The sequence below is a fragment of the Pseudoduganella sp. R-32 genome (genome assembly GCF_049913245.1).
In the GTDB taxonomy this organism is placed as follows: domain Bacteria; phylum Pseudomonadota; class Gammaproteobacteria; order Burkholderiales; family Burkholderiaceae_D; genus Rugamonas.
In genome coordinates this window covers 5500823-5525513 of sequence record NZ_CP183987.1, presented here as the reverse complement: position 1 = coordinate 5525513, position 24691 = coordinate 5500823, and the positions used below count along the sequence as shown (strand labels likewise).

At 62.3% G+C, this 24691-nt stretch carries 26 protein-coding genes; 16 read left to right on the top strand and 10 right to left on the bottom strand.

From position 1 onward, the window contains the following. Nucleotides 1–17: 17 nt before the first annotated feature. The 4 genes from ACN9MU_RS25210 to ACN9MU_RS25195 form a co-directional block, all read right to left on the bottom strand. A complete protein-coding gene (locus ACN9MU_RS25210) occupies nucleotides 18–1595 on the bottom strand; it encodes a GGDEF domain-containing protein (protein WP_426318961.1) in 1578 nt (525 codons plus the stop codon). Nucleotides 1596–1708: 113 nt separating this feature from the next. Beyond that, nucleotides 1709–2356: a response regulator gene (locus ACN9MU_RS25205; protein ID WP_426163720.1), complete on the bottom strand. Its 648-nt coding sequence runs from the start codon at nucleotides 2354–2356 to the stop codon at nucleotides 1709–1711. Next, entirely contained in the window at nucleotides 2349–3440 is a 1092-nt protein-coding gene (locus ACN9MU_RS25200; protein WP_426172293.1) for a histidine kinase, read from the bottom strand. Before ACN9MU_RS25200 ends, ACN9MU_RS25205 begins: the two co-directional genes overlap by 8 nt. A gap of 14 nt (nucleotides 3441–3454) precedes the next feature. Beyond that, entirely contained in the window at nucleotides 3455–4036 is a 582-nt protein-coding gene (locus ACN9MU_RS25195; protein WP_426318960.1) for a hypothetical protein, read from the bottom strand. Between the two features lie 39 nt (nucleotides 4037–4075). Here ACN9MU_RS25195 and greB point away from each other — a divergent pair, with 39 nt between their 5' ends. The 6 genes from greB to ACN9MU_RS25165 all read left to right on the top strand — a co-directional run bounded on the left by greB (nucleotide 4076) and on the right by ACN9MU_RS25165 (nucleotide 9318). Beyond that, nucleotides 4076–4639, top strand: a complete 564-nt coding sequence (greB, locus tag ACN9MU_RS25190; protein ID WP_426163716.1) for a transcription elongation factor GreB — start codon at nucleotides 4076–4078, stop codon at nucleotides 4637–4639. Between the two features lie 120 nt (nucleotides 4640–4759). After that, nucleotides 4760–5440, top strand: a complete 681-nt coding sequence (locus ACN9MU_RS25185; protein ID WP_426163714.1) for a YIP1 family protein — start codon at nucleotides 4760–4762, stop codon at nucleotides 5438–5440. A 7-nt stretch (nucleotides 5441–5447) separates the two neighbouring features. Then, nucleotides 5448–6665 (top strand): efflux RND transporter periplasmic adaptor subunit, encoded by a 1218-nt coding sequence (locus ACN9MU_RS25180; protein WP_426343609.1) that lies wholly within the window; start codon nucleotides 5448–5450, stop codon nucleotides 6663–6665. Further along, a complete protein-coding gene (locus tag ACN9MU_RS25175; protein ID WP_426343608.1) occupies nucleotides 6662–7345 on the top strand; it encodes an ABC transporter ATP-binding protein in 684 nt (227 codons plus the stop codon). The genes ACN9MU_RS25180 and ACN9MU_RS25175 overlap by 4 nt, the downstream gene beginning before the upstream one ends. Before the next feature lie 3 nt (nucleotides 7346–7348). Then, a complete protein-coding gene (locus ACN9MU_RS25170; protein WP_426163708.1) occupies nucleotides 7349–8572 on the top strand; it encodes an ABC transporter permease in 1224 nt (407 codons plus the stop codon). Nucleotides 8573–8682: 110 nt separating this feature from the next. After that, on the top strand, nucleotides 8683–9318 hold the full coding sequence (locus ACN9MU_RS25165; protein ID WP_426163706.1) for a transposase: 636 nt from the start codon (nucleotides 8683–8685) through the stop codon (nucleotides 9316–9318). Between the two features lie 6 nt (nucleotides 9319–9324). Here the strand turns inward: ACN9MU_RS25165 and ACN9MU_RS25160 are convergent, their stop codons facing one another. From ACN9MU_RS25160 to gmk, 3 genes are read right to left on the bottom strand one after another with little or no spacing between them, the layout of a single operon-like run. Next, nucleotides 9325–11604, bottom strand: coding sequence for a RelA/SpoT family protein (locus ACN9MU_RS25160; RefSeq protein ID WP_426163704.1), 2280 nt, complete (start codon nucleotides 11602–11604; stop codon nucleotides 9325–9327). A 24-nt stretch (nucleotides 11605–11628) separates the two neighbouring features. Continuing rightward, a complete protein-coding gene (gene rpoZ, locus ACN9MU_RS25155) occupies nucleotides 11629–11832 on the bottom strand; it encodes a DNA-directed RNA polymerase subunit omega (protein ID WP_005665923.1) in 204 nt (67 codons plus the stop codon). 40 nt (nucleotides 11833–11872) lie between these two features. Continuing rightward, nucleotides 11873–12514 (bottom strand): guanylate kinase, encoded by a 642-nt coding sequence (gene gmk, locus ACN9MU_RS25150; RefSeq protein ID WP_426163700.1) that lies wholly within the window; start codon nucleotides 12512–12514, stop codon nucleotides 11873–11875. A gap of 122 nt (nucleotides 12515–12636) precedes the next feature. Between gmk and ACN9MU_RS25145 the strand changes: the two genes are divergently transcribed. Together ACN9MU_RS25145 and ACN9MU_RS25140 are read left to right on the top strand one after the other, a co-directional pair. After that, nucleotides 12637–13218, top strand: a complete 582-nt coding sequence (locus tag ACN9MU_RS25145; RefSeq protein ID WP_426163697.1) for a TetR/AcrR family transcriptional regulator — start codon at nucleotides 12637–12639, stop codon at nucleotides 13216–13218. Continuing rightward, nucleotides 13215–14099: an alpha/beta fold hydrolase gene (locus ACN9MU_RS25140; protein WP_426163695.1), complete on the top strand. Its 885-nt coding sequence runs from the start codon at nucleotides 13215–13217 to the stop codon at nucleotides 14097–14099. The genes ACN9MU_RS25145 and ACN9MU_RS25140 overlap by 4 nt, the downstream gene beginning before the upstream one ends. Here ACN9MU_RS25140 and ACN9MU_RS25135 read toward each other — a convergent pair. Continuing rightward, the gene (locus ACN9MU_RS25135) at nucleotides 14096–14845 is read right to left on the bottom strand and encodes a DUF72 domain-containing protein (RefSeq protein ID WP_426343607.1); all 750 of its coding nucleotides are present in this window, start codon (nucleotides 14843–14845) and stop codon (nucleotides 14096–14098) included. The two genes, ACN9MU_RS25140 and ACN9MU_RS25135, sit on opposite strands and share 4 nt — an antisense overlap. Before the next feature lie 51 nt (nucleotides 14846–14896). Between ACN9MU_RS25135 and ACN9MU_RS25130 the strand changes: the two genes are divergently transcribed. Beyond that, on the top strand, nucleotides 14897–16198 hold the full coding sequence (locus tag ACN9MU_RS25130; protein ID WP_426343606.1) for a M20/M25/M40 family metallo-hydrolase: 1302 nt from the start codon (nucleotides 14897–14899) through the stop codon (nucleotides 16196–16198). Nucleotides 16199–16282: 84 nt separating this feature from the next. Here ACN9MU_RS25130 and ACN9MU_RS25125 read toward each other — a convergent pair whose 3' ends face one another. Continuing rightward, nucleotides 16283–17173 carry a YicC/YloC family endoribonuclease gene (locus ACN9MU_RS25125; RefSeq protein ID WP_426163688.1) on the bottom strand — a complete coding sequence of 297 codons (891 nt, stop codon included), beginning with the start codon at nucleotides 17171–17173 and terminating at the stop codon, nucleotides 16283–16285. Between the two features lie 97 nt (nucleotides 17174–17270). Between ACN9MU_RS25125 and ACN9MU_RS25120 the strand changes: the two genes are divergently transcribed. Genes ACN9MU_RS25120 through rph form a run of 3 tightly spaced genes read left to right on the top strand, consistent with a single transcriptional unit; the run spans nucleotide 17271 to nucleotide 19938 of the window. Continuing rightward, a complete protein-coding gene (locus tag ACN9MU_RS25120; protein WP_426172292.1) occupies nucleotides 17271–18257 on the top strand; it encodes a serine/threonine protein kinase in 987 nt (328 codons plus the stop codon). Nucleotides 18258–18269: 12 nt separating this feature from the next. Next, on the top strand, nucleotides 18270–19202 hold the full coding sequence (locus tag ACN9MU_RS25115; protein ID WP_426163685.1) for a PP2C family protein-serine/threonine phosphatase: 933 nt from the start codon (nucleotides 18270–18272) through the stop codon (nucleotides 19200–19202). 7 nt (nucleotides 19203–19209) lie between these two features. Then, a complete protein-coding gene (rph, locus tag ACN9MU_RS25110) occupies nucleotides 19210–19938 on the top strand; it encodes a ribonuclease PH (protein ID WP_426163683.1) in 729 nt (242 codons plus the stop codon). Nucleotides 19939–19997: 59 nt separating this feature from the next. Here the strand turns inward: rph and ACN9MU_RS25105 are convergent, their stop codons facing one another. Beyond that, entirely contained in the window at nucleotides 19998–20879 is an 882-nt protein-coding gene (locus ACN9MU_RS25105; protein ID WP_426343605.1) for a LysR family transcriptional regulator, read from the bottom strand. Between the two features lie 99 nt (nucleotides 20880–20978). On the opposite strand from ACN9MU_RS25105, the gene ACN9MU_RS25100 reads away from it, so the two are divergent. Genes ACN9MU_RS25100 through ACN9MU_RS25085 form a run of 4 tightly spaced genes read left to right on the top strand, consistent with a single transcriptional unit; the run spans nucleotide 20979 to nucleotide 24687 of the window. Beyond that, nucleotides 20979–21983 (top strand): NADP-dependent oxidoreductase, encoded by a 1005-nt coding sequence (locus tag ACN9MU_RS25100; RefSeq protein ID WP_426343604.1) that lies wholly within the window; start codon nucleotides 20979–20981, stop codon nucleotides 21981–21983. A 31-nt stretch (nucleotides 21984–22014) separates the two neighbouring features. After that, a complete protein-coding gene (gene rdgB, locus ACN9MU_RS25095; protein ID WP_426318951.1) occupies nucleotides 22015–22602 on the top strand; it encodes an RdgB/HAM1 family non-canonical purine NTP pyrophosphatase in 588 nt (195 codons plus the stop codon). Then, nucleotides 22599–23834: a radical SAM family heme chaperone HemW gene (gene hemW, locus ACN9MU_RS25090; RefSeq protein WP_426343603.1), complete on the top strand. Its 1236-nt coding sequence runs from the start codon at nucleotides 22599–22601 to the stop codon at nucleotides 23832–23834. Before rdgB ends, hemW begins: the two co-directional genes overlap by 4 nt. 1 nt (nucleotide 23835) lies before the next feature. Continuing rightward, nucleotides 23836–24687 carry a hypothetical protein gene (locus ACN9MU_RS25085; protein WP_426343602.1) on the top strand — a complete coding sequence of 284 codons (852 nt, stop codon included), beginning with the start codon at nucleotides 23836–23838 and terminating at the stop codon, nucleotides 24685–24687. Nucleotides 24688–24691 lie beyond the last annotated feature (4 nt).

The following is a 24691-nucleotide window of genomic DNA, read 5'->3' as shown; positions in this document are numbered from 1 at the left end:
CTCAGGCCCTGAGCCTGCTATTCAGCAACCACCACGCGGTTCTTGCCCGACTTCTTGGCCTTGTACATGGCCTCGTCGGCGCGCTTGACCAGGTCGGACTGACCCTCGTGCGGGCGGCGCAGGGCGACACCGGCCGAGAACGTGATCAGTACCTTTTCGTTTTCATGCATGAAGAAGTGGCGGGTCAGTTCACGCTGCAGGCGGGTCATGGTGGCTTCCGCCGCCTCGATGGTCGTCTCGGGCAGCAGGATCAGGAATTCCTCGCCGCCGAAGCGGGCGATCACGTCCATCGAGCGCAGGGTCTCCTTGACTACCTTGACCAGGTGCTTGAGTGCGTTGTCGCCGGCGATGTGGCCCATGGTGTCGTTGAGCTTCTTGAAATCGTCCAGGTCCAGCACGGCGATGCAGAGGGGCGTGCCGCGGCGGTCGGCGCGCGCGGTTTCGCGTTCGAACACGTCGTCCAGGCCGCGCCGGTTCAGCGAGCCGGTCAACTGGTCTTCACGCACCAGTTCGCTCAGGTGCTGCAGCTTCGCTTCCAGCGCGTGGATGCGCGCTTCGGCATCCTGCACTTCCTGCCGCGCCACCATCATATTGTCGCGCGCCTTCAGGGCTTCGCTCTGTACCTGGCGGGTTTCCTTCAGCACGTCGTCAAGGATCTGGTTCAGCTCGCCGATATCGCGGGCGGCGCGGATCTTGTCGGAATAGCCACCAATCTTTTCGTGGAAGTCGCCCGTCGAGGTCGCTACAGCGCCAAGGCGGTCGATGAAGGTCATCATCATGTTCTTGACCGTGGCCTTGACGTCGGTGATCGAGTGCTTGAGCTGGCTCTGCTTGTAGATGACGTCTTTCAGGCTGCGCGTGGCTTCTTCCAGCGCGCGCTGGTCGATCGGGCCGGCAATCAGGTTTTGCACGGCGTCGATCTGGCCGCGCAGCCAGGAGTCGTCATCCAGCAATTCGCTGACGTTTTCCAGCAGCAGACGGAACAGGCGCAGCAGCAGTTCTTGCTGCTCGGCGGTGTCGCCGCTGCGGATCTCGATCTGGTAACACAGCTCCTTGAGGCGGCTGCCGATCTCGGCCAGTGCAGCCTCGGTATGGGCTTCCTTGGTGGCGGCACCCAGCGACTCGGCTTCGGCCACCAGGTTCGGGCTGTCGGACAGCAAGGAAGCGACGGCAAAGGTCAGGGTGCGGCTCAGCAGTTCGCGCAGCAGGCGCGCCTGTTCGTTGTTTTCTTCAGGCACCAGGCCGCCGGCGCCGACCTTGACCAGGGGCCGTTCGGCCAGGGCAGCCAGGGTGCGGGCGTAGGTATCCCAGTCGCGCGCCTTGACGGCACGGTTGAAACGACGGCCGAAGTCGGCCAGGTCGCCCGGCTGGTCGGTCAGGCGGGCGGCGAACTGGACCAGCATGGCTTCTGCCGGGCTCTCCTGCACGACCGGGGCCGGCGGCACCGGCACGATGCCGGCGATTTCATTGTAGATGTCGCGATACGCGTCTGGCGTAGGGGCAATCCGGCGCACAGCGAGGCGGCGGAATGCCTCGCGAGCGATATCAGCCGGATTCATGTCCGCCGCGGCTGGATTGGTGGGTTTGCTAGACATCTGACGTACAGCCTTCATTAAGGTTTACCGATTACCAGCATCTTAAGCCACTGTCCAGTCGCATGATTCAATGATAAACGGGAGAAAATGTGCTTACTTCTTGGCATCATTTTCTAATCGATCAGCTGGTTCTTGATGGCGTAGTGCGTGAGTTCGGCGCTGTTCTTCAGGTTCATCTTGGCCAGCAGGCGGGAGCGGTATTCGCTGACGGTCTTGACCGAGAGTGATAGCTCCTTGGCAATGGTGCCTACGGTCTTGCCGGAGGCGATCATGGTCAGGGTCTGGTACTCGCGGTCGGACAGCGTTTCGTGCGGCGCAGCCTGATGGTCCTCGCCGACATGGTTGGCCAATTCCTGGGCCAGTGCCGGGCTAACATATTTTAACCCCGCTGCGCACTGGCGGATTGCATTTACTAACTCTTTCGGTGCACTTTGTTTGGTGAGGTAGCCGGCAGCGCCGGCCTTGAGGGAGCGGATGGCGTACTGGTCTTCGCGATGCATGGACAGCATCAGCACGGCCAGCTCGGGTTTGTCTTTCTTGACCTGTTTCAGCACTTCGATGCCGTTGCGGTCGGGCAGGGAGATATCGAGCAGCAGGACATTGCAGCCGGACTTGCGGAACAGCTTGATGGCATCGAGGCCATTTTCCGCTTCGCCGGCGACGACGATGTCCTTGGTTTCAGCCAGGATCTGCTTCAGGCCCTCGCGCACGATGGCATGGTCGTCGGCAATAAATACTTTGATGACGGCTTTTTCACTCATGACCCATTGTAACGTCTGGCGCGTGGGCCGGGAGGCGGATTTTGATCGCCACTTCGGTGCCGCCGCCGGCTGCATGACCCAGGTTGAGCGTGCCGCCCAGCGCGCGCGCGCGCTCGGCCATGCCGCGCAGGCCGAAGGAGTCGGGCTTGGCGCGGTCGGACGGGCGGATGCCGCGGCCATTGTCGATGATCTTCAGGGTCAGGACGCCGCGGCTGCGCGTCAGCTTGACGGTGACCGCGCTCGCTTGCGCGTGCTTGGCGATATTGGTCAACGCTTCCTGTGCGATGCGGAACAGGGCTGCCGCCTGTTCGGGGTCCAGTTCGAGTTCCTTCATGCTGGCCTGCAGGGTGCAGGCGATGCCGGCCTGGGCTTCGAATTCCTTGACCTGCCATTCCAGCGCCGGCAGCAGGCCGAAGTCCAGTACCGAGGGGCGCAGGTCGAGCGTCAGGCGATGCACGGCATCGATGGTACGGTCGACCAGGGAGTCGACGTAGGCCGCCTTCTGCTGCAGGGTGTCATCGCCTTCCGGCAGGCGCGCGGCCAGCATGGCCAGGGCCATCTTGATGGCAGTCAGGTTGCCGCCCAGGTCGTCGTGGATTTCGCGCGCGATGCGTTCGCGTTCCTGCTCCTTGACCCGTTCGATATGGGCGGTCAGCTCGGCCAGCCGGGCGCGGCTGGCGCGCACTTCGAGCTGCTCCTGCTTGCTCTCCGTGATGTTGGACATGATGCCTTCCCACTGCACGCCGCCATCGGGCAGGGCATGCGGGGTGCTGCGCAGGTTGATCCACTTGACGTCTTTCCAGGCCTCGACCCAGATGCGGCCTTCCCAGTTCCAGCTCCACAGGGAATTGGCCGAGGACTGCATCGACTCCAGGTAGGCGGGGCGGTCTTCCGGCAGCACCAGCGACAGGAAACGCTCAGGTTCGGCCTGCAGTTCGGCGGCGTTGATGCCCAGCAGGGCCAGGCAGCCATCGCTCAAATAGGGGAAGGACACGCTGCCGTCAGGATGGCGGCGGAACTGGTAGACCAGTCCGGGAGCGTTGGCGGCGATATGGTGGAGGGCGGTCGGCAAGGCTGGACGCATATGTGGTTGGATTGTCAGCGGCGGCGCATGCGCCAGAACGCGCTGAAGCGGCGCAGCACGCGCATCGGTCGGGCGGCGAAACGGCCGCGGCGCCAGCCGGCGCGCCAGCGGCGCAGCCGTTCGCGCACATGGTCGACCAGGGCGCGGCATTCACGCCAGGCGGCAGTGGCTTTGAGGCGCGCGATCCAGCGTTCTTTCAATTCCATGAAGCGGCCGTGCAGCCAGGCGAACCAGCGCAGGCGCAGCAGCGACGGGCGGGTCAGGGCATACAGCCGCGCCACGGCGGCGGCGCCAGCTACCTTGGCCAGCACGAATACGCTGATGCCCATGAAGGCATGGCCCCGCGCCATGGCGAACAGGGCCAGCAGCTTGACCGGGAACAGCATCAGTGCCGGCAGCAGGAACACGGCCATGGCGGCAGCGGGGCCGAGGCTGCAGATGATGCGCTCCAATGCCCGCAACGGCGGGAAGCGAGCCAGTATCGCCATCAGGCGCGCCCCGAGATCCCACAGCCATTCCTCGAAGATCAGGAACAGGGCTGCGCAGTAGACGAGGGGGGCGAACAGGCGCCGCCTGAGTGTGTACAATCGCTTCATGTGAGTGCCATTATTGCACCAAATAATTAGAAAACGGTTATGAACAAAGCTTTTGTCAAAGAGGGTGAGCAGGACGATGACGACGACCTGCCGCCAGGTGCGCCGCCGATCCCTCCCGGCTCCAAGAACTACATTACGCCGGCTGGCTACCAGCGCATCAAGGATGAGCTGCTGCAGCTGATCGATGTCGAGCGTCCCGAGGTGGTGAAGGTGGTGCACTGGGCCGCATCGAACGGCGACCGTTCCGAAAACGGCGACTACATTTATGGCAAGCGCCGCCTGCGCGAAATCGACCGCCGCATTCGCTTCCTCACCAAGCGCATGGACCTGGCCGAAGTAGTCGATCCCAGCATCCACCATGGCAACGACCAGGTATTCTTCGGCGCCACCGTCACCTACGCCAGGCGCGACGGCGAGGAGCACACCATCACCATCGTCGGCATCGACGAATTCGATCCGCTGAAGGGCAAGGTCAGTTGGATCAGCCCGGTCGCCCGCACGCTGACCAAAGCACGCGAGGGCGACACAGTGCTGCTGCACACGCCGAATGGCGCCGAAGAACTGGAAATCCTGGAAGTCAGCTACCCCTCCCCGAACGCCTGAGCAAGGCGGGGATACCGCAATAGCGGCCTGCAGCAGCAATTCATCGCCAAAGTATTATCAGTGCAACTTTGCCAAGTTGTTATAATAAATTTTTAATTACTTTTATGGCAAGGTGTGCGCATGGCTTTCGCTCAACTGACGCAGGTCTTCTATGATCCATCCGCGGCGTTCGCGGCGCTGAAGGAGCGCCCGCGGGCGTGGTTGCCGCTGCTGCTGCTTTACGTGAGCAGTATCGGCATCCTGGTCTGGTATTTCCAGACCGTCGACTGGGACTGGATGATGATGAACACCTTCCCGCCGGACATGCCCGCCGACCAGCGCGAGGCGGCCAGCAAAACCATGACGCGCGGCGTGATGATGGGAATGGGCGTGGCGGGCATCATCGTGGGCACCCTGTTCATCTACTGCCTGCTGGGACTGTATTACTGGCTGGCGGGGAAACTGGCCAGCATGGACCTGAGCTTCAAGTCCGGCTTCTCGCTGGCGGCATGGGCCTCGCTGCCAGGCCTGATCGGCGTGCCGCTGATGGCGCTGCAGATCATCACCAGCAAGGGCCAATTGGCGCTCGAACAAGCGGACATGCTGTCGCTGAACTTCCTGCTGGTGCACGCTGCGCCGCATACGCCATGGGCGGGCATCGCCAGCGCACTCAAGCTCACCGATATCTGGGTGGTCTTGCTGGCTGCGATCGGCCTGCGTACCTGGACCGGTAAAAGCACCACGACCTGCGCCATCATCGCGGCGCTGCCGTATGTCGTGATCTACGGCTGCTGGACCGCCTGGATCCTGTTCAAGAATTGAGGCGCGCATGAAACGCAAACTGATTGCATTGGCCGTGGTGGCGGCCTTCATCGGCATTCCTGTCGCCGTCAAGTTCGGCGGCTCGCCGCCGAAGGTCGAAGCCGAACTGGCCAAGGTCGAGAACAAGGCGATTTATCCTGCGGTGCTGGCGTCCGGCAGCTTGGTGTTCCGCCAGGAGGTGCAACTGTCGCCGGAAGTGATCGGCAAGGTGTCGGAAGTGCTGGTGAAGGAGGGCGACAAGATCGAAAAAGGGCAGGTCGTGCTGCGCCTCGATCCGAGCACCTACAAAGCCGATGTGGCGCAGCAGGAAGCGGCGGTGCGCAACGCGGCCGTCAGCGTGGACCGCGCCCAGATCGACCTGGAAAACCAGCAGCGCAAGCTGGAGCGCTCGCGCCAGCTTGCCGCTGCCAAGTTCATCGATGTGTCGCGCCTCGATGATGCGAAGCTGGCGGTGGACCTGGCGGTGGTGTCGCTGCGCAGTGCGCGTGAAAGCCGTCAGCAAGCGATGGCGATGCTGGCGCTGGCGCAGGAGCGCCTGGCCAAGACCGAGGTGCGGGCGCCGATTTCGGGTACCGCCACCAGCGTTTCGATCAAGGCCGGTGAAACGGCCGTGGCCAGCGCTACGGGGATTGCCGGCTCCAGCCTGATGACGATCGCCGACGTCAGCTCCATGATCGCGGAGGTAAACGTGGACGAAGGCGATATCGCCAACGTCGCGCCAGGACTGAAGACGCGCATCTTCCCCTCGGCCTATGCCGACCGTCCGCTGAGCGGCAGCGTGGAATCGGTCTCGCTGGCGCCGAAGCCCCAAGGCCTGGGCCAGGCTGCGAGCCAGGGCCGCAGCTACGTGGTCAAGGTCAAGCTGGCGCAGCACCAGCTTGCGCTGCGCTCCGGCATGACCTGCCGTGCCGAGATCGTGACCGGCGACGGCGCGCCGCGGCCGGTGGTTCCGCTGCAGGCCGTGCAACTGACCGAGGCTTCGGAAGGCAAGGGCAAGCGCAGTAATTATGTCTACGCGATTGTCGACGGCGTGGCGAAGAAGCGCGCCGTGGAACTGGGCTTGTCTGATGACAGCAACCAGGAGATCACCAAGGGCCTGGCGCTCGGCGAGACCGTTGCAGTGGGGCCGGCGCGCACCTTGCGCGACCTGCGTGAAGGAACTGCCGTCAAGGCCAAGGCGGCGGAGTCCAAGGCCCTCAAGGTCGCCGATGGAAGCAAGCCGTGATCACGCTGACCGGCATCACCAAGCAATACCAGATGGGCGACCAGACCGTGCATGCCTTGCAGGGTGTGGACCTGCACATCGAGCGCAACGAACTGGTGGCGTTTATCGGCGCTTCGGGCTCCGGCAAATCGACGATGATGAATATCGTCGGCTGCCTGGACCGGCCGAGCGCGGGCACCTATTTCCTGAACGGCAAAGATGTGGCGACCATGGCCAGCGACGACCTGGCCCAGGTGCGCAACGAGGAAATCGGCTTCATCTTCCAGAGCTTCCACCTGCTGCCTCGCCACACTGCGCTGGATAACGTGGCGCAGCCGCTGATCTACCGCGGCATTCCGCCATCGGAGCGCAAGCGCATGGCGCGCGAGGCGCTGGAGCACGTCGGCTTGGGTGAGCGCATGCATCACCGGCCCAACGAGCTGTCCGGCGGCCAGCGGCAGCGGGTGGCGATCGCGCGGGCACTGGTGGGCAAGCCATCGATCCTGCTGGCCGATGAACCGACCGGCAACCTGGATTCGGCCACCACGCGCGAAATCATGGCCTTGATCAAGGACGTGCACCGGAACGGCCAGACGGTCGTGATGGTGACGCACGAACCTGACATTGCGGAACAATGCCAGCGCATCGTGAGGCTGCAGGATGGGCGCGTGCTGTCCGACCATCGCGTGGCAGGAAGCTAGCCGATGTACATTTTTATCGAAGCGCTTCGCTCGGCGATGGCGGCCATCCGCGCGCACCGCATGCGCAGCTTCCTGACTTCGCTGGGCATCATCATCGGCGTGGCGTCGGTGATTACGGTGATCTCGCTGATCCAGGGCTTGTCGCAGTCGATCACGCGCCAGTTCGAAGGCCTGGGCGGCAATGCGCTGACGGTGCATGCCAAGAACGACTTCAAGGACGTCATGCGGGGCAAGATCAATTACCTGCAGTTCGAAGACGTCGAACAGTTGCGCGGGCACGTGGAAGGCATCCGCGAATTGAGCCCGGCATTCATGTTCCCCGGAAGTGAAATCCGCTACGGCAACCAGACTGCGTCCAGCCGCCAGCAATTGGCCGTGACGGCGGCCTTCATGGAAGTGAATGGCAGCTATCCCCGCCTGGGGCGTTTCATCAGCGAGTCCGATAATGCGAGCGCAAGGCGGGTGTGCGTGATCGGCGAAAAGATGATCGAGCTGCTGCACCTTCCCGACAATCCGCTGGGTGAGTTCATCCAGTTCTCGGGCGAGTGGTTCAAGATTGTCGGGGTGCTGGAGAAGAAGGGCGAAATCCTCGGCATGTCGCAGGACGACCAGGTGCTGGTACCGTTCCGCACCGGTCAAAGCGTCATCGGCAACACCCGCAAGCCGAGCATGTCGATCACGGTGTCGATCAGCGACATTGGCCGCACCGAAGAACTCAAGGCGCGCATTGCCACGGTGATGCGGCAAGCGCATCGCCTGCACGCGGACCAGAAGGACGATTTCGAGATCCAGTCTTCCGACCAGTTCCTCAAGAGCTTTGAGACGGTGACCACCACGGTCACGCTGGTGATGGGCGGCGTGGTCGGCATCGCGCTGCTGGTGGGCGGAATCGGGATCATGAACATCATGCTGGTGTCGGTCAGCGAACGCACGCGCGAGATCGGGATCTGCAAGGCAATCGGCGCGCGCAGCCGCGACATCCTGATGCAGTTCCTGATCGAAGCGGTGACCTTGTCGATGCTGGGCGGCGCGATCGGCGTCCTGCTCGGCTATGGCTTGGGCCACGCGATCGCCAGCGTGATTCCCGACTTCCCCGGCGCATACGTGCCCTGGTGGGCGGTCGCGTTGTCGGTGATGTTCTCCGCCGGCGTCGGCGTGATCTTCGGCGTGCTGCCCGCCGCCAAAGCCGCCAAGCTCGACCCGATCGAAGCCCTGCGCTACGAATAGGCTGATTGCGCCCGCACAAAGCCCACGCCCGCCACATCGCTATCCTTTGAACTGGCGGTGTCTGACCCGGCGGGTCAGACACCGGTTTACCGGTTTAAAGGAGAGTGAAAATGCCCCGCCCACTGCGCAATTACCCACCAGGCACCTGCCTCCATCTGGTTCAGCGTGGCAACAACGGCCAGTGTTGCTTTCATGACGATGACGAGCGGCGAGGTTTCCTTTCCCTGCTCAAGGAACATAGTCTTAAAGCCCACTGCGATGTTCATGCCTATGTGTTGATGACAAACCATTTCCATTTACTTGTGACAGTGCGAGAACGCAATGCGCAAGCGAACATGATGAAGTTGCTGGCGCAGCGCACTGCACTTTGGCGGCACGTCAGGCATGGTGGTACAGGTCCAATGTGGGATGGTCGATATCACTCGTCACAAATCGACAGCGAAGCATATTTGCTCTTGTGTCAGCGCTATATTGAACTCAATCCAGTTCGCGCTGGAATGGTGGAGTTTGCTGGTGGTTATAAGTGGTCGAGCTATCGGGCAAATGCAGAAGGTGTCAGGGATGATTTGCTGTGCCAGCATTCGGTTTATCTTGGCTTGGGGATGAATGCATTGGAGCGGCAGCGCGCTTATCGGGCGCTTTTTGATACCCCATTTTCGGAAAAAGACCTGGAGCGGATTCGGTTTGCAACTTTGGGGGATGCCGCTTTAAAACCGGTAAACCGGTGTCAGACCCGCAGGGTCTGACACCTTCTACGCGCGCTCGCGGGTGACGCGGTTGACGCCTGCCACTTTTCTTACGTTGCGGATTAATGCTGCCAGGTGGACGCGGTCTTTTACCTGGATTGTGAAGCGCAGCTGGTGCAGCACATGGTCGCGGTCTTCATCCATGCCGACAAAGGTGATGTTGCCGTCGCTTTCGCCGATTTCGGCGGCCACCCGGGCCAAAATACCCTTCTCATTGTTGATGATCAGGCGGATGCGGCTGTCGAAGCGGCGGTTGATCTCGGTGCCCCATTTGACGGCGATCCAGCGCTCCGGCTCTTTCTGCTTCGAGCGCTTGGCCACCGAGCAGTCGCCGGTGTGCACCTGCAGGCCCTGGTCGCGGCGCAACTGGCCGACGATATGGTCGCCCGGGATCGGCAGGCAGCATGGCGCAAGCTGCACCGACACGCCTTCGCTGCCGTAGATCGTGACCGGGTCGAGTTCTTTCGGGCTGGTGTGCTCGATCGGCGCGCTGGCCGACTCTCCGCCCAGCAGGCCGAAGATGTGGCGCGCCACCAGCGCGGCCATGCGCTTGCCGATGCCGATGTCGGCATACAGTTCTTCCATCGACTTGGCCGACGATTCGTTCAGCAGGCGTTCCATCAGCGGCGGCGGCAGCTCGCCCGGCACGCTGATCGCATCCAGCGCCTGCGCCAGCAGTTGCTGGCCGAGGCGGATCGATTCCGGCAGGTTGATGGTGCGCAGGTGGTGGCGGATCGCCGAGCGCGCCTTGCCGGTGCGGACGAAGGACAGCCAGGTCGGGCTTGGGCGGGAGTTCGGGTCGGTAACGATTTCGACGATGTCGCCGTTGCGCAGTTCGGTGCGCAACTGGGCGGCTTCGCCGTTGATGTTGACCGACACCGTGTGGTCGCCGATCCCGGTGTGGATCGAGTAGGCGAAATCGATCGGCGTAGCGCCGCGGGGCAGGGCGATGATCTTGGACTTCGGCGTGAACACATAGACCGAATCGGGGAACAGGTCGACCTTGACGTGCTCCAGGAATTCGGCCGAGTCGCCGGTCTGCTGCTGGATGTCGAGCAGCGATTGCAGCCAGGCGTGGGTGCGCTGCTGCATGTCCGAGATGTTGGCGTCGTTGCTCTTGTACAGCCAGTGCGCGGCCACGCCCGATTCGGCGGTGCGGTGCATTTCCTGGGTGCGGATCTGGAATTCCACCGGCGTGCCGTACGGGCCGATCAGGGTGGTGTGCAGCGACTGGTAGCCGTTCAGCTTGCGGATCGCGATATAGTCCTTGAACTTGCCCGGCATCGGCTTGTACAGCGAGTGCAGGGTGCCCAGCGCCACATAGCAATTGGGGAAGCTGTCGACCACCACGCGGAAGCCGTACACGTCCAGCACCTGCGAGAATGACAGGTGCTTGGAGCGCATCTTCTTGTAGATGCCGTAAAGGGTCTTTTCGCGGCCATAGACTTCGGCCTCGATGCCGGCCATGGACAGCGTGTTCTTCACCGCGTCGAGGATCTTCGACACCACTTCGCGCCGGTTGCCGCGTGCCGCTTTCACGGCCTTGGCCAGCACGTGGTAGCGCACCGGGTACAGGTGGGAGAAGGACAGGTCCTGCAGTTCGCGGTAGATGTTGTTCAGGCCAAGGCGGTGCGCGATCGGCACGTAGACTTCCATCGTCTCGGCGGCGATGCGGCGCTTCTTGGCCGGGATCATCACTTCCAGCGTGCGCATATTGTGCAGGCGGTCGGCCAGCTTGATCAGTATCACGCGCACGTCCGAGGCCATGGCCAGCAGCATCTTGCGGAAGTTTTCCGCCTGCGCTTCGATCTGGCTCTGGAACTCGATTTTTTCCAGCTTGGACAAGCCGTCCACCAGGTGCGCCACCGGCGCGCCAAAGCGTTCGATCAGCTCGTCCTTCTTGACGTCCTGGTCTTCCATCACATCGTGCAGCAGCGCCGCCATGATGGCTTGCGCGTCCAGTTTCCAGTCGGCGCAGATCTCGGCCACCGCGATCGGGTGCGAGATGTACGGTTCGCCCGACTTGCGTACCTGGCCCAGGTGCATCTCGTCCGAGAAGCGATAGGCTTCCTTGACCTTTTTCAGGTCGGCCTCGCCCATGTACTCGGACAGCTTTTCGGTCAGGTGGGTGATAGTTGCGACGCCAGTGGCCACGGTAGGCGCCGCCAGTGCAGAAGTGGAAACGGTTGGTGCAGAAACGTCAACGCCCGGCTGTTGCTTAGCCGGGCGCCGTGCCCGCCGTGCGGGCTGTTCGCTGATGTTGGGATCTGCGGAAGTCAGGTTCATATCGGGAACAAGAAGGTTCCCAGCTTACATAGGGACCTTTTTCAGCATTTCCAGGCCTACTTTGCCTGCAGCGATTTCACGCAGGGCGACGACGGTTGGCTTGTCCTTGGCTTCGACCTTAGGGGTGTGGCCTTGCAGCAGCTGGCGTGCGCGGTAGGTGGCTGCCAGGGTCAGCTGGAAGCGGTTAGGGACATTCTTCAGGCAATCTTCAATAGTGATACGGGCCATGCTTAACTCCTGGATAAATTCGGTATTGATTCGTCGGTGATTATTCTGCGTGGTCGGCGTGGATGCCCAGTTCGGACATCAACCTGGCATTGCGGGCGGCTTGTTGCGCAAACCGGCAACGGGCCGATCGGACGATCGCGCTTAGCTCCGACAAGGCGACCGGGAACTCTTCGTTGATAATAACATACTCAAACTCGGGCGCGTGGGCGATTTCGCCGCCGGCCGCCAGCAGGCGGCGGTTGATCACGTGGACTTCATCCTGGCCGCGTTTGTGCAGGCGTTCTTCCAGCGCCGCGAACGATGGCGGCAGGATGAAGATGCCGGCCGCTTGCGGGAACTGCTTCTTGACCTGGCGCGCGCCCTGCCAATCGATCTCCAGCAGGATGTCGGTACCGGCCTTCATTTGCTCTTCCACGAAGATGCGCGAGGTGCCGTAGTAATTGCCGTGCACTTCGGCCCACTCCAGGAACTCGCCTTCGGCAGCGCGCTTGCGGAAGTCTTCGGCGCTGGTGAAGAAGTACTCGCGGCCATGCTGCTCGCCCGGACGCGGCTGGCGCGTGGTGGTCGAGATCGACAGCTTGATGGCCGGTTCCTGTGCCAGCAGGGCATTGACCAGCGTAGATTTACCGGCGCCGGATGGTGCAGCAACCATGAACAGGCTGCCGGAAAAATGTTGGCTCATTTGCAATTCTCAAAAGCTGGGCTGTCGCCCAAAGAGGTATTTTACCAAGGAGCAAGCAGAGTTGAAACCGGGTGCGCAGGCAGTTCTTGACACTGGACCGACCGGTCTATAGAGTAAACCGCATGAACACCCAACTGACCACCCGCGAGCGCCTGATCAACGCCATGATCACGACGCTGCAGCATCGCGGCCTGCACGGCGCAGGCCTGAGCGAGATCCTGGCCACGGCCAAGGCGCCGAAAGGCGTGATGTACCACCATTTCCCCGGCGGTAAAGACCAACTGGCCGTGGCCGCCATCGAAGCCACCTTCAGCTTCCTGCTCCACAAGCTCGACTCTTACATGGAGCGCGAACCCGACGTGCTGGCCGCGCTGCAAGCGTGGATCCTGCGCGCGCTGCGTGGCCTGGACGACAGCGAGTTCGAACTGGGCTGCCCGCTGGCCGCCGTGGCGCTCGAGTCCACGGCAGACGACGTCGAAATCCGCGACGCGCTGAAAACCGGCTTCGCCAACCTGCGTGGCCGCATGGCCGATGCCCTTGTGCAGGCTGGCCACGAACGCCACCGTGCCGAGGGCATCGCCGCCCTGATCCTTGCCGCCTACGAAGGCGGCCTGCTGCAAGCCCGCGTGGCGGGCGACACCGCGCCGATGGTGCAGACCATGGACGCTCTGATGCCAATGCTGAAAGTGGAGAAAAAAACATGAGCCATATGCCTGCCGCCGCCTTGCTCCTGGCGGAAAAACTGGAACTGCGCGCAGTCGACGGCTATCCGCTGTCCGCGATGTGCTATCGCGCCCGCGGCCCGGAGAAAGCTCGCCTGCTGGTGGCCGGCGCCACTGGCGTGCCGCAAGGCTTCTACCGTCGCTTTGCCGAATTCGCGGCGGGGCAGGGCTACACCGTGCTGACTTTCGACTACCGCGGCGTGGGCGGTTCGGCGCCGAAAACCCTGCGCGGCTTCGAGGCCAGCTTTCTCGACTGGGCGCGGCTGGACCTGAACGCGGTGATCGAATACTTCGCGCCTTCCGACAGCACGCCGCTGTACATGGTGGGGCATTCCTATGGCGGCCACGCACTGGGACTGGTGCCGAACCATGAGAAGATCGCCGGCGTCTACCTGTTCGGTGTCGGCGCCGGCTGGCATGGGTGGATGCCGCGGCTGGAGCGTTTGCGCGTACTGGCCATGTGGCATGTGGTTGGCCCGATTGTCACGCGCTGGAAAGGGCGCCTGGCCTGGAGCAAGCTTGGCATGGGCGAGGATTTGCCGATGGGCGTGTATCGCCAGTGGAAGCACTGGTGCAAATTCCCGCGCTACTTCCTCGATGACCCCAAAGTGCCGGAAATTGCGGACGGTTTCGCCAAGGTGCGCACGCCGATCCTGGCGCTGAATGCTACCGACGACTTGTGGGCGCCGCCGCGGTCGCGCGATGCGCTGATGTCCGGCTACCGCAACGCGCCGTGGCATGGCGTGGATATCGACCCGGCCGCCGCAGGGCTGGGCAAACTGGGGCACATGGGCTACTTCCGCCAGCACGCCGAGCCTTTGTGGGCGCGCACGCTGGAGTGGTTCGATGGCCTTGGACGTTAACGCTTCGCGCCCAACACGCGCAATAATTCCTGTGCGGCGGCCGGCGCGCGCTCTTTGGCGCCGTTGATGAAGTAGACGAAGGCGTCGCGCTTGCCGCCTTCGGCCCATTCCTGCGCCTGTGCGGCCCACTTCTTCAATGCGGGCTTGGTGTAGCCGGTAGTGATGTCGCTTTGCGCATCCATCAGCCGTGCGTAGACGAAGTCGCCCGTCACTTCGGCGAAGTTGGGGTACTTCGGCGAATCGGTAATGACCGTTGCGACCTTGTGCTTGCGCGCCAGCGTCAGGTACTCAGGGCACATGAAGCTGTCATGCCGCGCATCCAGCACATGCTGCAGTTTGCGCTTGCCCAGCTTCTTGGGCAGCAGCTTGAAAAAAGCCTCCAGGTCGTCCGGATCGAAGCGCTTGGTGGCGGCCAGTTGCCACAGGATGGGACCCAGTTTGTCGCCCAGCTCGGCCAGGCCGCTATCCATGAAGCGCTCGATCGACTCTCCCGCCTCGCCCAGCACCTTGCGGTTGGTGGCGTAGCGCGAAGCCTTCACCGCAAACACGAAATCGTCCGGCGTGCGCTCGGCCCAGCCGGCAAAGTGCTCCGGCTTGGCGTTGCGGTAGAAGGTGCCGTTGATCTCGATGCTGGTCAGCACGCTGCTTGCATATTCCAGCGCGCGCTTGAGCGGCACCTCGGGAGGGTAGAAGGTTTCTCGCCAGGGAGCGTAGTCCCAGCCGCCGATGCCAACGCGGATGTTCATTTCGATTTTCCGTAGTAGAGTTTCGAACACACTTCAAGGAGGATGCCAGAAATGCGAATATCCCGCCTGTTCGTTTCGCTGCTCGCCGCCGGATTGATGGGAGGCGCCGCCGCGCAATCGCTGTCACCTGAAGAAGAACGCATCGTCGGCCTGGTCAAGGCCAATTCGGACAAGGCGCTGGCGCTGCTGGAAAAGACGGTCAACATCAACAGCGGCACCATGAATCACAAAGGCGTGCGCGAAGTCGGCAAGGTCTTCCAGGCTGAACTGGACAAGCTGGGATTCAAGACGCAGTGGGTCGACATGCCGCAAGCGATGCAGCGCGCCGGCCACCTGGTCGCCACGCGCGAAGGCAAGCAAGGCAAGCGAGTGCTGATGATCGGCCACCTTGACACGGTGTTTGAAGCGAATACACCGATGCAGAAATGGGAGCGCCAGGGCGACCGGGCCACTGGCCAGGGTGTCAACGACATGAAAGGCGGAGATGTCATCATCATCGAAGCGCTGCGCGCGCTGCATGCGGCGGGCGCGCTGGACAATACCACCATCAGCGTGATGTTCACCGGCGACGAAGAAAACGCGGGAGACCCGAAAGAAATCTCGCGGCGCGACATGGTCAACCTGGCCAAGCGCAGCGACGTCGCGCTGGCGTTTGAGGCGACGGTGCTCGACGAAAACGGCAAGGCCACCGGCACCATCGGCCGCCGCTCTTCGACGTCCTGGCGGCTGGAAGTGAAGGGAAAGCAAGGCCACTCTTCCGGCATCTTCAACGCCAATGCCGGGTATGGCGCCGTGTACGAAACGGCACGCATCCTGGACGCCTTCCGCCAGCAATTGAAGGAACCGAACCTGACTTACAACCCCGGCCTGATCCTGGGTGGAACCGAAGTCACTTATGACGGCGCCGCAGCCAAAGGCACGGCTTTCGGCAAATCGAATGTCATCGCCAATAGCGCGATCGTGAAAGGCGACCTGCGCTTCCTGACGCCGGAACAGGGCGAGCAGGCACGCTCCCGCATGCGCGCAATCGTCGCGCAGAGTTTGCCCGGCACCAGCGCCGAGATCCGCTTCGAAGACGGCTACCCACCCATGGCGCCAACCGAAGGCAACCTGAAAGTGCTGGAGATGTATTCCAAAGCCAGCGCCGATGCCGGCCAGGGGCCGATCGCCGCGCTGCCACCCGGCCTGCGTGGCGCAGGCGACGTGCAATTCGTCGCACCCTACGTCGACAGCCTGGATGGGCTCGGCGCCACCGGCAAAGGCGCCCACGCGCCGGGAGAAGACCTGGAAGTGCGCTCGATCGAGCAGGGAGCGATTCGGACGGCGATACTGCTGTACCGCCTCACAAGATAAAAGTCGGGGTCAGGTCTGGCAATCCGCCACATTTTTCGCCATGCGAAAAATGTGGCGGATTGCCAGACCTGACCCCGACTTTCTTTATTCTAGGTTCTGGACCTGTTCGCGCATCTGCTCGATCAGCAGCTTGAGTTCCATCGAGGCGTCGGCCAGTTCCTTGACCGAGGCTTTGGCGCCGAGGGTATTCGCTTCGCGGTTCAGCTCCTGCATCATGAAATCCAGGCGCTTGCCGACCTGGCCGCCTTTTTTCAGGATGTGGCGGGTTTCGCCCAGGTGGGCCGACAGGCGGCCCAGCTCTTCGGCCACGTCGATGCGGATGCCGTACAGGATCACTTCCTGGCGGATGCGCTCCATCGCGTCCTGGCGCGACATGGCGGTGTTCGATCCCTGGCAGGCCAAACCGAGCGCCTCTTGCATGCGCTCCACGGCTTTTTGTTGGAATTGTGCAACTACCTGAGGAATTAGTGGGGTAATTCGTTTAACGATGGCTTCCATCGCTTCGATGCGCGAAACCAGCATCGCTTCCAGCGCCGCGCCTTCGCGCTGGCGGCTCTGGACAAAGGCTTCCAGGGTCCGGGTCATCAGGGCGGAAACATCGGCCTGAAGCGACTCCTGGCCGATTTGTGCTTCTTCGACAACCCCTGGCCAGCGAAGTAGTTCAGCAACACTCATCTGTGTCGCGCCGCTGAAATGCTGGCTGACTTCGCCTTGCAGGCGCGCCAGTTCGTTGAGCAGGGCTACATTCAGGGCCTGGGTGCCTGCTGCTACTGCCTTGCGGCCGAAGCTCAGTCGCAGCTCCACTTTGCCGCGGGTGATGGCGCCCATGATGGCAGATCGCAAATCGGGTTCGAGCGCGCGGAGATCGTCGTTGATTCGGAATTGAAGGTCAAGGAAGCGGGAATTGACGCTCTTGATCTCAATTGTCAGCGTGCCCGCCGCGCTTTCGCTGGTGGCCACTGCGTAGCCAGTCATGCTGGAAATGCTCAAAGGATATCCCCGATTTTGTCTTTGTCTTTACAATATATTGCTTTGTCCCACACAATCCGGTTTAGTTGAAGCGAGGAAACTTATGGCAGCTCAGAACAACGCTCCATTACCGGATGGTCTGGAAATTGCTGGATACCGCATTGTAAAGAAAATTGCGTCAGGCGGGTTCAGTATTGTGTACCTGGCCTACGACGCCGAAGGTAATGCAGTAGCAATTAAAGAATATTTACCAAGCAGCCTTGCATTGCGTCAAGAGGGCGAGATGGTGCCTGTGGTTACAAAAGCAAACTTGCCGGTCTTCAGGATCGGGCTGAAGTGCTTTTTTGAAGAGGGTCGTGCACTTGCAAAGATTTCGCATCCAAATGTTGTAAGGGTGTTGAATTTCTTCCGTGCCAACGAAACTGTCTATATGGTAATGGCCTACGAGTCGGGCCATTCCCTGCAGGACCACATCCAGCGCCAGCGCAGCAAGGGCCGCAATTGCAGCGAGGCGTTCGTGCGCCAGATCTTCACGCAGGTGCTGAAAGGCTTGCGGGAGGTGCACACCAACAAGCTGCTGCACCTGGACCTGAAACCGGCCAATATCTACCTGCGCACGGACGGCACGCCCATGCTGCTGGACTTTGGCGCGGCGCGCCAGACCGTCAATACCGACAGCCCGAAGCTGATGCCGATGTACACCCCCGGCTTCGCGCCGCCCGAGCTGTATTCGAAGACTGAGGCGCTGGGCCCGTGGACCGACGTCTATTCGATCGGCGCCTCGATGTTTGCCTGCATGCTCGGCCAACCGCCGCAGCCGGCAGACCAGCGCCGCAAGGAAGACAAGATGGAGCCGCATTTCCAGAAGCTGGAAATCCTCTATTCGCCGGAGCTGGTGAAGCTGGTACGATGGACTTTGGACATCGATCCGCTGGCCCGTCCGCAAAGCCTGTTCGAACTGCAAAAACTGCTGGCGCAGGCGCCGGCACCGAAAGAACCGCCGCCTCCGCCGGGGGCATTGGAAAAGCTGGGCAAGCTGGCAGGCAAGCTCGGATTCGGCCGCCACGCGGCCCCGCGCACACCGAAATAAGGAGCCCATGCCATGCAATTCGCCGTTTACCAGGAAACGCATATCGGGGGGCGCAAGGTCAATCAGGACCGGATGGGCTACAGCTTCACGCGCGACGCGCTGTTGCTGGTGCTGGCCGACGGCATGGGAGGCCATGCCCGCGGTGAAATCGCCGCCTCCATCGCCACCCGCACCATTTCCCAGATGTTCCAGCAGCAGGCCACGCCTTACGTGAAAGGGGCGGAGCGCTTCCTCGAAGAGGCGCTGGCGGCTGCGCACAACGACATCCACACCTACACGATGACCCACAACATGCCGGAGTCGCCGCGCACGACCATTGTGGCTTGCCTGGTGCAGCACAATACCGCCGTGTGGGCGCATTGCGGCGATTCGCGCCTGTACTGGGTGCGCAATGGCCAGGTGCACGGCCGCACGCGCGACCACTCGCATGTCGAGAACATGATCGAGAAGGGCCTGATCCCGGCGTCGGCACGCAATACCCACCCGGACCGCAACAAGCTGTATGCCTGCCTTGGCGCGGGCAGCGCGCCACGCATCGAGATCTCCGGCCGCGCCAACCTGCTGCCGGGCGATACGCTGATGCTGTGCTCCGATGGCCTGTGGTCGATGTGCACCGATGAAGAACTGGTGCAGATGCTGACCACCCAGACCGTGGTGCGGGCGGTGCCTGACATGCTGGCCACCGCGCTGCGCCGTGCCGGCGATACCAGCGACAATGTGACGGCGCTGGCGATCATGTGGCAGGGAGCGCTGGTGGCCGATGGCACGCCGACCACCCACGGCGGTTCGACCGTGATTTCGACCGAGCAGTTGCCGGACGATGTGGTCAGCACCACCATCCACGGCGCCAAGACCGAAGTCGACGTGTTCGACGATGACGAAATTGAAAAGGCGATCGCGGAAATCCGCGGCGCCATCGAGAAATCTACCCAGTTACTGAAATAGGAATTCCATGACCACTGTGAACCGCCCGAGCGGCCGCGCTGTCGATGCGCTGCGCAATATCCGCATCACCCGCGACTACACCAAGCACGCCGAAGGTTCGGTACTGATCGAGTGCGGCGACACCAAGGTGATTTGCACGGCCAGCATCGAAGAGCGCGTGCCCGGTTTCCTGAAGGGCAAGGGCCAGGGCTGGATGACGGCGGAATACGGCATGCTGCCGCGCTCCACCCATTCACGCATGGACCGCGAGGCGGCAAAAGGCAAGCAAAGCGGCCGCACCCAGGAGATCCAGCGCCTGATCGGCCGTTCGCTGCGCGCTGCCTTTGACCTGGAAGCGTTTGGCGAGCGCACCTTGCAACTGGACTGCGACGTGATCCAGGCTGACGGCGGCACCCGTACCGCTTCGATCACCGGCGCGATGGTGGCGGCCTATGACGCCTTCTCCAAACTGAAGGCACGGGGCATGATCGAAACCATCCCGGTCAAGCATTTCGTCGCAGCGATTTCGGTTGGCGTGTACCAGGGCGTTCCTGTGCTGGACCTGGACTATCTGGAAGATTCGGACTGCGACACCGACATGAACGTGATCATGACCGATGCCGGCGCCTTCGTCGAAGTGCAGGGCACGGCAGAAGGCGCGGCCTTCGACCGTGCGGCGATGAACCGTCTGCTGGACCTGGCAGAAGGCGGCATCCGCGACCTGGTCAAGCTGCAGAAGCAGGCGCTCGGCCTGTAATGCAGACCCGCCATGCGGCCGCCGCGTAACAGGGGCAGACCCTTGGGCCTGACCCAGGTTTACCGGTTTTGGCCCATACGCTCCCGCAAGAATTCCACAAACGCCGCAGTCTTCAGCGGAAGAAACTCCCGCGCCGGATAAACCGCATAGGTAGCAGGCCCCGGCGGCAGCACCACATCTTCCAGGATGCGCACCAACTGCCCGCCGGCCAGTTCGTCAGCGACGATGGCCAAAGGCACTTTGATAATGCCCGCGCCGCCAGCCGCAGCCGTGACCAGCGCGCCGCCGTCATTCATCTGCAGCGGCCCGTCGACGCGGAAGATGCCCGCCTCGCCGAAATTCCATTCGTCATACACACGGGCGCCCACCGCGTACAGCAGGCAGGCATGCTGCTGCAGTTCCTGCGGCGTACGCGGCGTACCACACCTGGCCAGATAGGACGGGGCGGCGCACACCACGTTGGCGCTCTCGGCCAGCTTGCGCGCCACCAGCGTCGAATCGACCAGCGCCGAGGTACGGATCGCCACGTCGACCTGCTGCGCAATCAGGTCCACCATCGCATCGTCAAGTTGCAGCGCCACCTTCACCTGTGGGTACAGCGCGGTAAATTCGGCCAGCAAGGGCACCAGCACGCGGCGTCCGGCCAGGGAGCAGGACACGCGCAGCAGGCCCCGCACCTGCTGCTGGTAGCTGTCGGCGAGGTGAGCGATCTTGTCCAGCGAGCGCTCGATCTGGCGGGCTTCCTCCAGCACCAGCTGGCCCACTTCCGTCAGCGCGAGCTGGCGCGTTGAGCGCTGGATCAGGCGCGCGCCGAGGTCATTTTCGAGTTGCGCGAGCTGGCGCGAGACGACGGACTTGCCGCAGCCCAGCTTGAGCGCGGCGGCACTGATGCTGCCGGCCTGGATGATGGTGGTGAAAATGGCAAGGCGTTGCGGGTTCATTGTTCCTCCATGGTCAACAATGTAATGCCTGATCGTTGACTTATCAAGCAAGCCTCGGCTCCGTACACTGGCAGCATTCAATACTCTTTTGGAAGCAACATGACCAGTAACCGTCAATTCCTGCTGGCCCGCCGCCCAAACGGCGCCGTCCAGCGTTCCGATTTCGACTTCGTCACAGTGCCGCTGCGGGCGCTGGAAGAGGGAGAAGTCCTGATCTACGTGTCGCACATTTCGCTCGACCCGGCCATGCGCGGCTGGATGAACGCCTCCACCGAGTCGTATATGCCGCCAGTGGCCCTGGGTGAGGTCATGCGGGCCATCGCTGTCGGCCGCGTGGTCGAATCGCGCAATCCCGGTTTTGCGGCGGGCGAGCATGTGAGCGGCCTGCTGGGCGTGCAGGAATACGCTATTCACAATGGTGTTGGCCTGAGCAAGGTCAATCCAGCGCTGGCGCCGCTGCCGCTGTTCCTCGGCGCGCTGGGCATGCCGGGGCTGACCGCCTATTTTGGCCTGCTGGACGTGGGCCAGCCGAAGGAAGGCGATACCGTAGTAGTATCCGGCGCCGCTGGTGCAGTGGGTGCCCTGGTAGGCCAGATCGCCAGAATCAAAGGTGCGCGCGTGGTCGGCATTGCCGGCGGCGCGGACAAGGTGCGCTACCTGGTCGAAGAACTGGGCTTCGACGCCGCTATCGATTACAAGTCGGAAGATGTGGCGGCCGCATTGCGCCAGCATGCGCCGAAGGGCATCGACGTCTTCTTCGACAACGTCGGCGGCGCCATCCTGGACGCCGCACTGGCCAACTTGGCGCACGGCGCCCACGTGGTGATCTGCGGCGCGATCTCGCAGTACAACAGTACCGAAGCGGTGTCCGGCCCGTCGAACTACCTGCAGTTGCTGGTCAAGCGCGCCACCATGCGCGGCGTGATGGTGGCCGACTACTATCCCCGTGCCATGGAAGCCATCACCACCATGGGCGGCTGGATCCAGGCCGGCACGCTGAAGACCCGCGAGCACGTGGTGCAGGGCCTGGACACCTTCCCCGAGACTTTTGCCAAGCTGTTCACGGGCGCCAACCAGGGCAAGCTGGTGCTGCAAGTGGTTTAAAATGTCGGCTCCCTTAAAAGAGCCGACATTCATGACACAGCGCATCGTTCTCGCATCGAACAATAAGGGCAAGCTCAAGGAATTCAACGAGCTGCTCTCGACCATCGGGCTTTCCGCTCATCCGCAAGGCGAATTCAACGTCCCGGAGGCGGAAGAGCCTTTCCACACTTTTGTCGAAAATGCACTGGCCAAGGCACGTCATGCGTCTCGCCTGACCGGCTTACCGGCCCTGGCCGACGATTCTGGCGTGTGCGTCAATGCGCTGGGCGGTGCGCCCGGCGTATATTCGGCGCGCTACGCCGGCGAACCGAAGTCCGATGCGCGCAACAGCGACAAGCTGATCGCCGACCTGGCTGCACATGCCGACAAATCGGCCTACTATTACTGTGTGCTGGTGTTCGTTCGCCATGCCGACGACCCGCAGCCCGTGATCGCCGATGGCCGTTGGGAGGGCGTGATTTCGGCCGAAGCGCGCGGCGAAGGCGGCTTTGGCTACGATCCTTACTTCCTGATCCCGTCGCTGGGCAAGCATGTCGCCGAGCTGGCCCCGGAAGAGAAGAACCGCCTGTCCCACCGCGGCCAGGCCCTGCGTGCGTTGGTAGAGAAGCTGAAGAAATGATTCCGATTAAGCCGGTCGGCAATGCCGTACCAAGCCGCACCATCGACAGCGCCGCCGGCGTCGCTGCAACCTATTTGCGCCCGGGCGCCCTGAACCTGCAAGCCTTGCCGCCATTGTCGCTCTACATCCACTGGCCGTGGTGCGTGCGCAAGTGCCCTTATTGCGACTTCAATTCGCACGAGGCGAAGGGCGAGGTACCCGAGAAGGAATACCTGGATGCGCTGCGGCGCGACCTGGAAATGTCGCTGCCCCTGATCTGGGGGCGCAAGATTTACACCATCTTCATCGGCGGCGGCACGCCGAGCCTGATGTCCGCAGCCGGCATGGACCGCCTGATGTCGGACCTGCGCAGCCTGTTGCCGCTGGATGGCGCCTGCGAGATCACGATGGAGGCCAATCCCGGCACCTTCGAGGCGGAGAAATTCCGCTCCTACCGCGACAGCGGCGTCAATCGGCTGTCGATCGGCATCCAGAGCTTCAACAGCGAACACCTGAAGGCGCTGGGCCGCATCCACGATGACGGCGAAGCAAAGCGCGCAGTGGAAATCGCACTGGCGAACTTCGACAACTTCAACCTGGACCTGATGTACGCGCTGCCGAACCAGACGCTGGAGCAGGCACGGCAGGATATCGAGACCGCAATCGGCTTCAAGCCGCCGCACCTCTCGCTGTACCACCTGACGATGGAACCGAACACGCTGTTCGCCAAATATCCTCCGCAACTGCCGGACGACGACCTGAGCGCCGACATGCAGGACATGATCGCCGATCTGACCACCGCGAACGGCTATGGCCACTACGAAGTGTCGGCCTACGCCCAGCCGGGCCACCAGGCACGCCACAACCTGAATTACTGGCAGTTCGGCGACTACCTCGGCATCGGCGCCGGCGCCCACTCCAAGCTGTCCTTCCCGCATCGTGTGCTGCGCCAGGCGCGCTACAAGCAGCCCAAGTCGTATATCGATGCCGTAGCCGCCGGCAATCCGGTGCAGGAAGAACGCGAGCTGTCGCGCGACGAAATGGGCTTCGAGTTCATGCTGAACGCCCTGCGCCTGCAAGGCGGCTTCGAGCCGAACCTGTTCGCCGAACGCACCGGCGTGGCGTTGAACACCATCGAGAAGCAATTGAATGCGGCCGAAGCCAAAGGCCTGCTGTACCGCGACCACATGCTGATCAAGCCGACCGAATTGGGCCAGCGCTTCCTCAACGACCTGCAGCAGATGTTCCTTTGAGATGGATGCCTGGAATGCCTTCCACCGGCTGTTTCATGCCTTGTCGAATTACCAGGGGCATGCCGTTTTTGCGGAGGTACTGGAACCGTGGTTAAGCGAGCATAACGACGCGCGGGAGTGGCTGCTATTGCTTGGGCAGCGCGAGGGCAATCCCGTTCCACCAATCGAGGTTGAGGAATCGTGGACCTTGTATGCGCTCGCCAGGGGGCTTGATCTCTTGCTGCGGGAGGAGGTTCCGATTTCCCTCGAAGAGTATGCTGCATTCGCTGAAGCACTCGGCATGACTGTGCTCAAGCCGCAGCAATTTTCGCCCTTCTACCATGAGGTGGTACGGGTCGAGCGCGCCGCCTCGCCATTCAGTCCCGTCGCCATCGTGGAATTCGAATGGCCGTGTGTCATGCTCGGGAACATGATGGTTTCCAGGGCTGGTGTCCGCGTCTCTGCCGGAGCCCAGTTGCTTGTCGCGGGAATCGCGGATGCGTCGACACTGTACTGGACGTACTTGCGGAGCAATCGGCCCCACCAGGACTTATCACATGGTTGGGGGCGCAACTCGCAATGGCGGACGGAATTTCGCCGTGATTTTGTCGTAGGCGATACTTTCTATTTCAATGTCGATGGCAAGAAAGACCTGGCGAGCGATGATGATGATGATGATGACGAGTCCGGCCTGACCCATGGTGAGCGGGTTGAACTCGTGACGCATCGCTGCTTTGTCAGGTGCGGAAAGCCACACGACGACCTTTGGCCTTATGATGACCGCCTGGTGCAAAGGGCAAGCCCGGCATCAGGCGAAGTCGGTATTACGCGCAAGAACAGTCTGTTTTCGCGACTATTTAGCAGGGCTGGCTGAACGG

Excerpts from the sequence above, each read along its gene's own strand:
- ACN9MU_RS25210 (WP_426318961.1), bottom strand. The coding sequence starts at position 1,595 with ATGTCTAGCAAACCCACCAATCCAGCCGCGGCGGACATGAATCCGGCT.
- ACN9MU_RS25205 (WP_426163720.1), bottom strand. The coding sequence starts at position 2,356 with ATGAGTGAAAAAGCCGTCATCAAAGTATTTATTGCCGACGACCATGCC.
- ACN9MU_RS25200 (WP_426172293.1), bottom strand. The coding sequence starts at position 3,440 with ATGCGTCCAGCCTTGCCGACCGCCCTCCACCATATCGCCGCCAACGCT.
- ACN9MU_RS25195 (WP_426318960.1), bottom strand. The coding sequence starts at position 4,036 with ATGAAGCGATTGTACACACTCAGGCGGCGCCTGTTCGCCCCCCTCGTC.
- greB (WP_426163716.1), top strand. The coding sequence starts at position 4,076 with ATGAACAAAGCTTTTGTCAAAGAGGGTGAGCAGGACGATGACGACGAC.
- ACN9MU_RS25185 (WP_426163714.1), top strand. The coding sequence starts at position 4,760 with ATGGCTTTCGCTCAACTGACGCAGGTCTTCTATGATCCATCCGCGGCG.
- ACN9MU_RS25180 (WP_426343609.1), top strand. The coding sequence starts at position 5,448 with ATGAAACGCAAACTGATTGCATTGGCCGTGGTGGCGGCCTTCATCGGC.
- ACN9MU_RS25170 (WP_426163708.1), top strand. The coding sequence starts at position 7,349 with ATGTACATTTTTATCGAAGCGCTTCGCTCGGCGATGGCGGCCATCCGC.
- ACN9MU_RS25165 (WP_426163706.1), top strand. The coding sequence starts at position 8,683 with ATGCCCCGCCCACTGCGCAATTACCCACCAGGCACCTGCCTCCATCTG.
- ACN9MU_RS25160 (WP_426163704.1), bottom strand. The coding sequence starts at position 11,604 with ATGAACCTGACTTCCGCAGATCCCAACATCAGCGAACAGCCCGCACGG.
- rpoZ (WP_005665923.1), bottom strand. The coding sequence starts at position 11,832 with ATGGCCCGTATCACTATTGAAGATTGCCTGAAGAATGTCCCTAACCGC.
- gmk (WP_426163700.1), bottom strand. The coding sequence starts at position 12,514 with ATGAGCCAACATTTTTCCGGCAGCCTGTTCATGGTTGCTGCACCATCC.
- ACN9MU_RS25145 (WP_426163697.1), top strand. The coding sequence starts at position 12,637 with ATGAACACCCAACTGACCACCCGCGAGCGCCTGATCAACGCCATGATC.
- ACN9MU_RS25140 (WP_426163695.1), top strand. The coding sequence starts at position 13,215 with ATGAGCCATATGCCTGCCGCCGCCTTGCTCCTGGCGGAAAAACTGGAA.
- ACN9MU_RS25135 (WP_426343607.1), bottom strand. The coding sequence starts at position 14,845 with ATGAACATCCGCGTTGGCATCGGCGGCTGGGACTACGCTCCCTGGCGA.
- ACN9MU_RS25130 (WP_426343606.1), top strand. The coding sequence starts at position 14,897 with ATGCGAATATCCCGCCTGTTCGTTTCGCTGCTCGCCGCCGGATTGATG.
- ACN9MU_RS25125 (WP_426163688.1), bottom strand. The coding sequence starts at position 17,173 with ATGACTGGCTACGCAGTGGCCACCAGCGAAAGCGCGGCGGGCACGCTG.
- ACN9MU_RS25120 (WP_426172292.1), top strand. The coding sequence starts at position 17,271 with ATGGCAGCTCAGAACAACGCTCCATTACCGGATGGTCTGGAAATTGCT.
- ACN9MU_RS25115 (WP_426163685.1), top strand. The coding sequence starts at position 18,270 with ATGCAATTCGCCGTTTACCAGGAAACGCATATCGGGGGGCGCAAGGTC.
- rph (WP_426163683.1), top strand. The coding sequence starts at position 19,210 with ATGACCACTGTGAACCGCCCGAGCGGCCGCGCTGTCGATGCGCTGCGC.
- ACN9MU_RS25105 (WP_426343605.1), bottom strand. The coding sequence starts at position 20,879 with ATGAACCCGCAACGCCTTGCCATTTTCACCACCATCATCCAGGCCGGC.
- ACN9MU_RS25100 (WP_426343604.1), top strand. The coding sequence starts at position 20,979 with ATGACCAGTAACCGTCAATTCCTGCTGGCCCGCCGCCCAAACGGCGCC.
- rdgB (WP_426318951.1), top strand. The coding sequence starts at position 22,015 with ATGACACAGCGCATCGTTCTCGCATCGAACAATAAGGGCAAGCTCAAG.
- hemW (WP_426343603.1), top strand. The coding sequence starts at position 22,599 with ATGATTCCGATTAAGCCGGTCGGCAATGCCGTACCAAGCCGCACCATC.
- ACN9MU_RS25085 (WP_426343602.1), top strand. The coding sequence starts at position 23,836 with ATGGATGCCTGGAATGCCTTCCACCGGCTGTTTCATGCCTTGTCGAAT.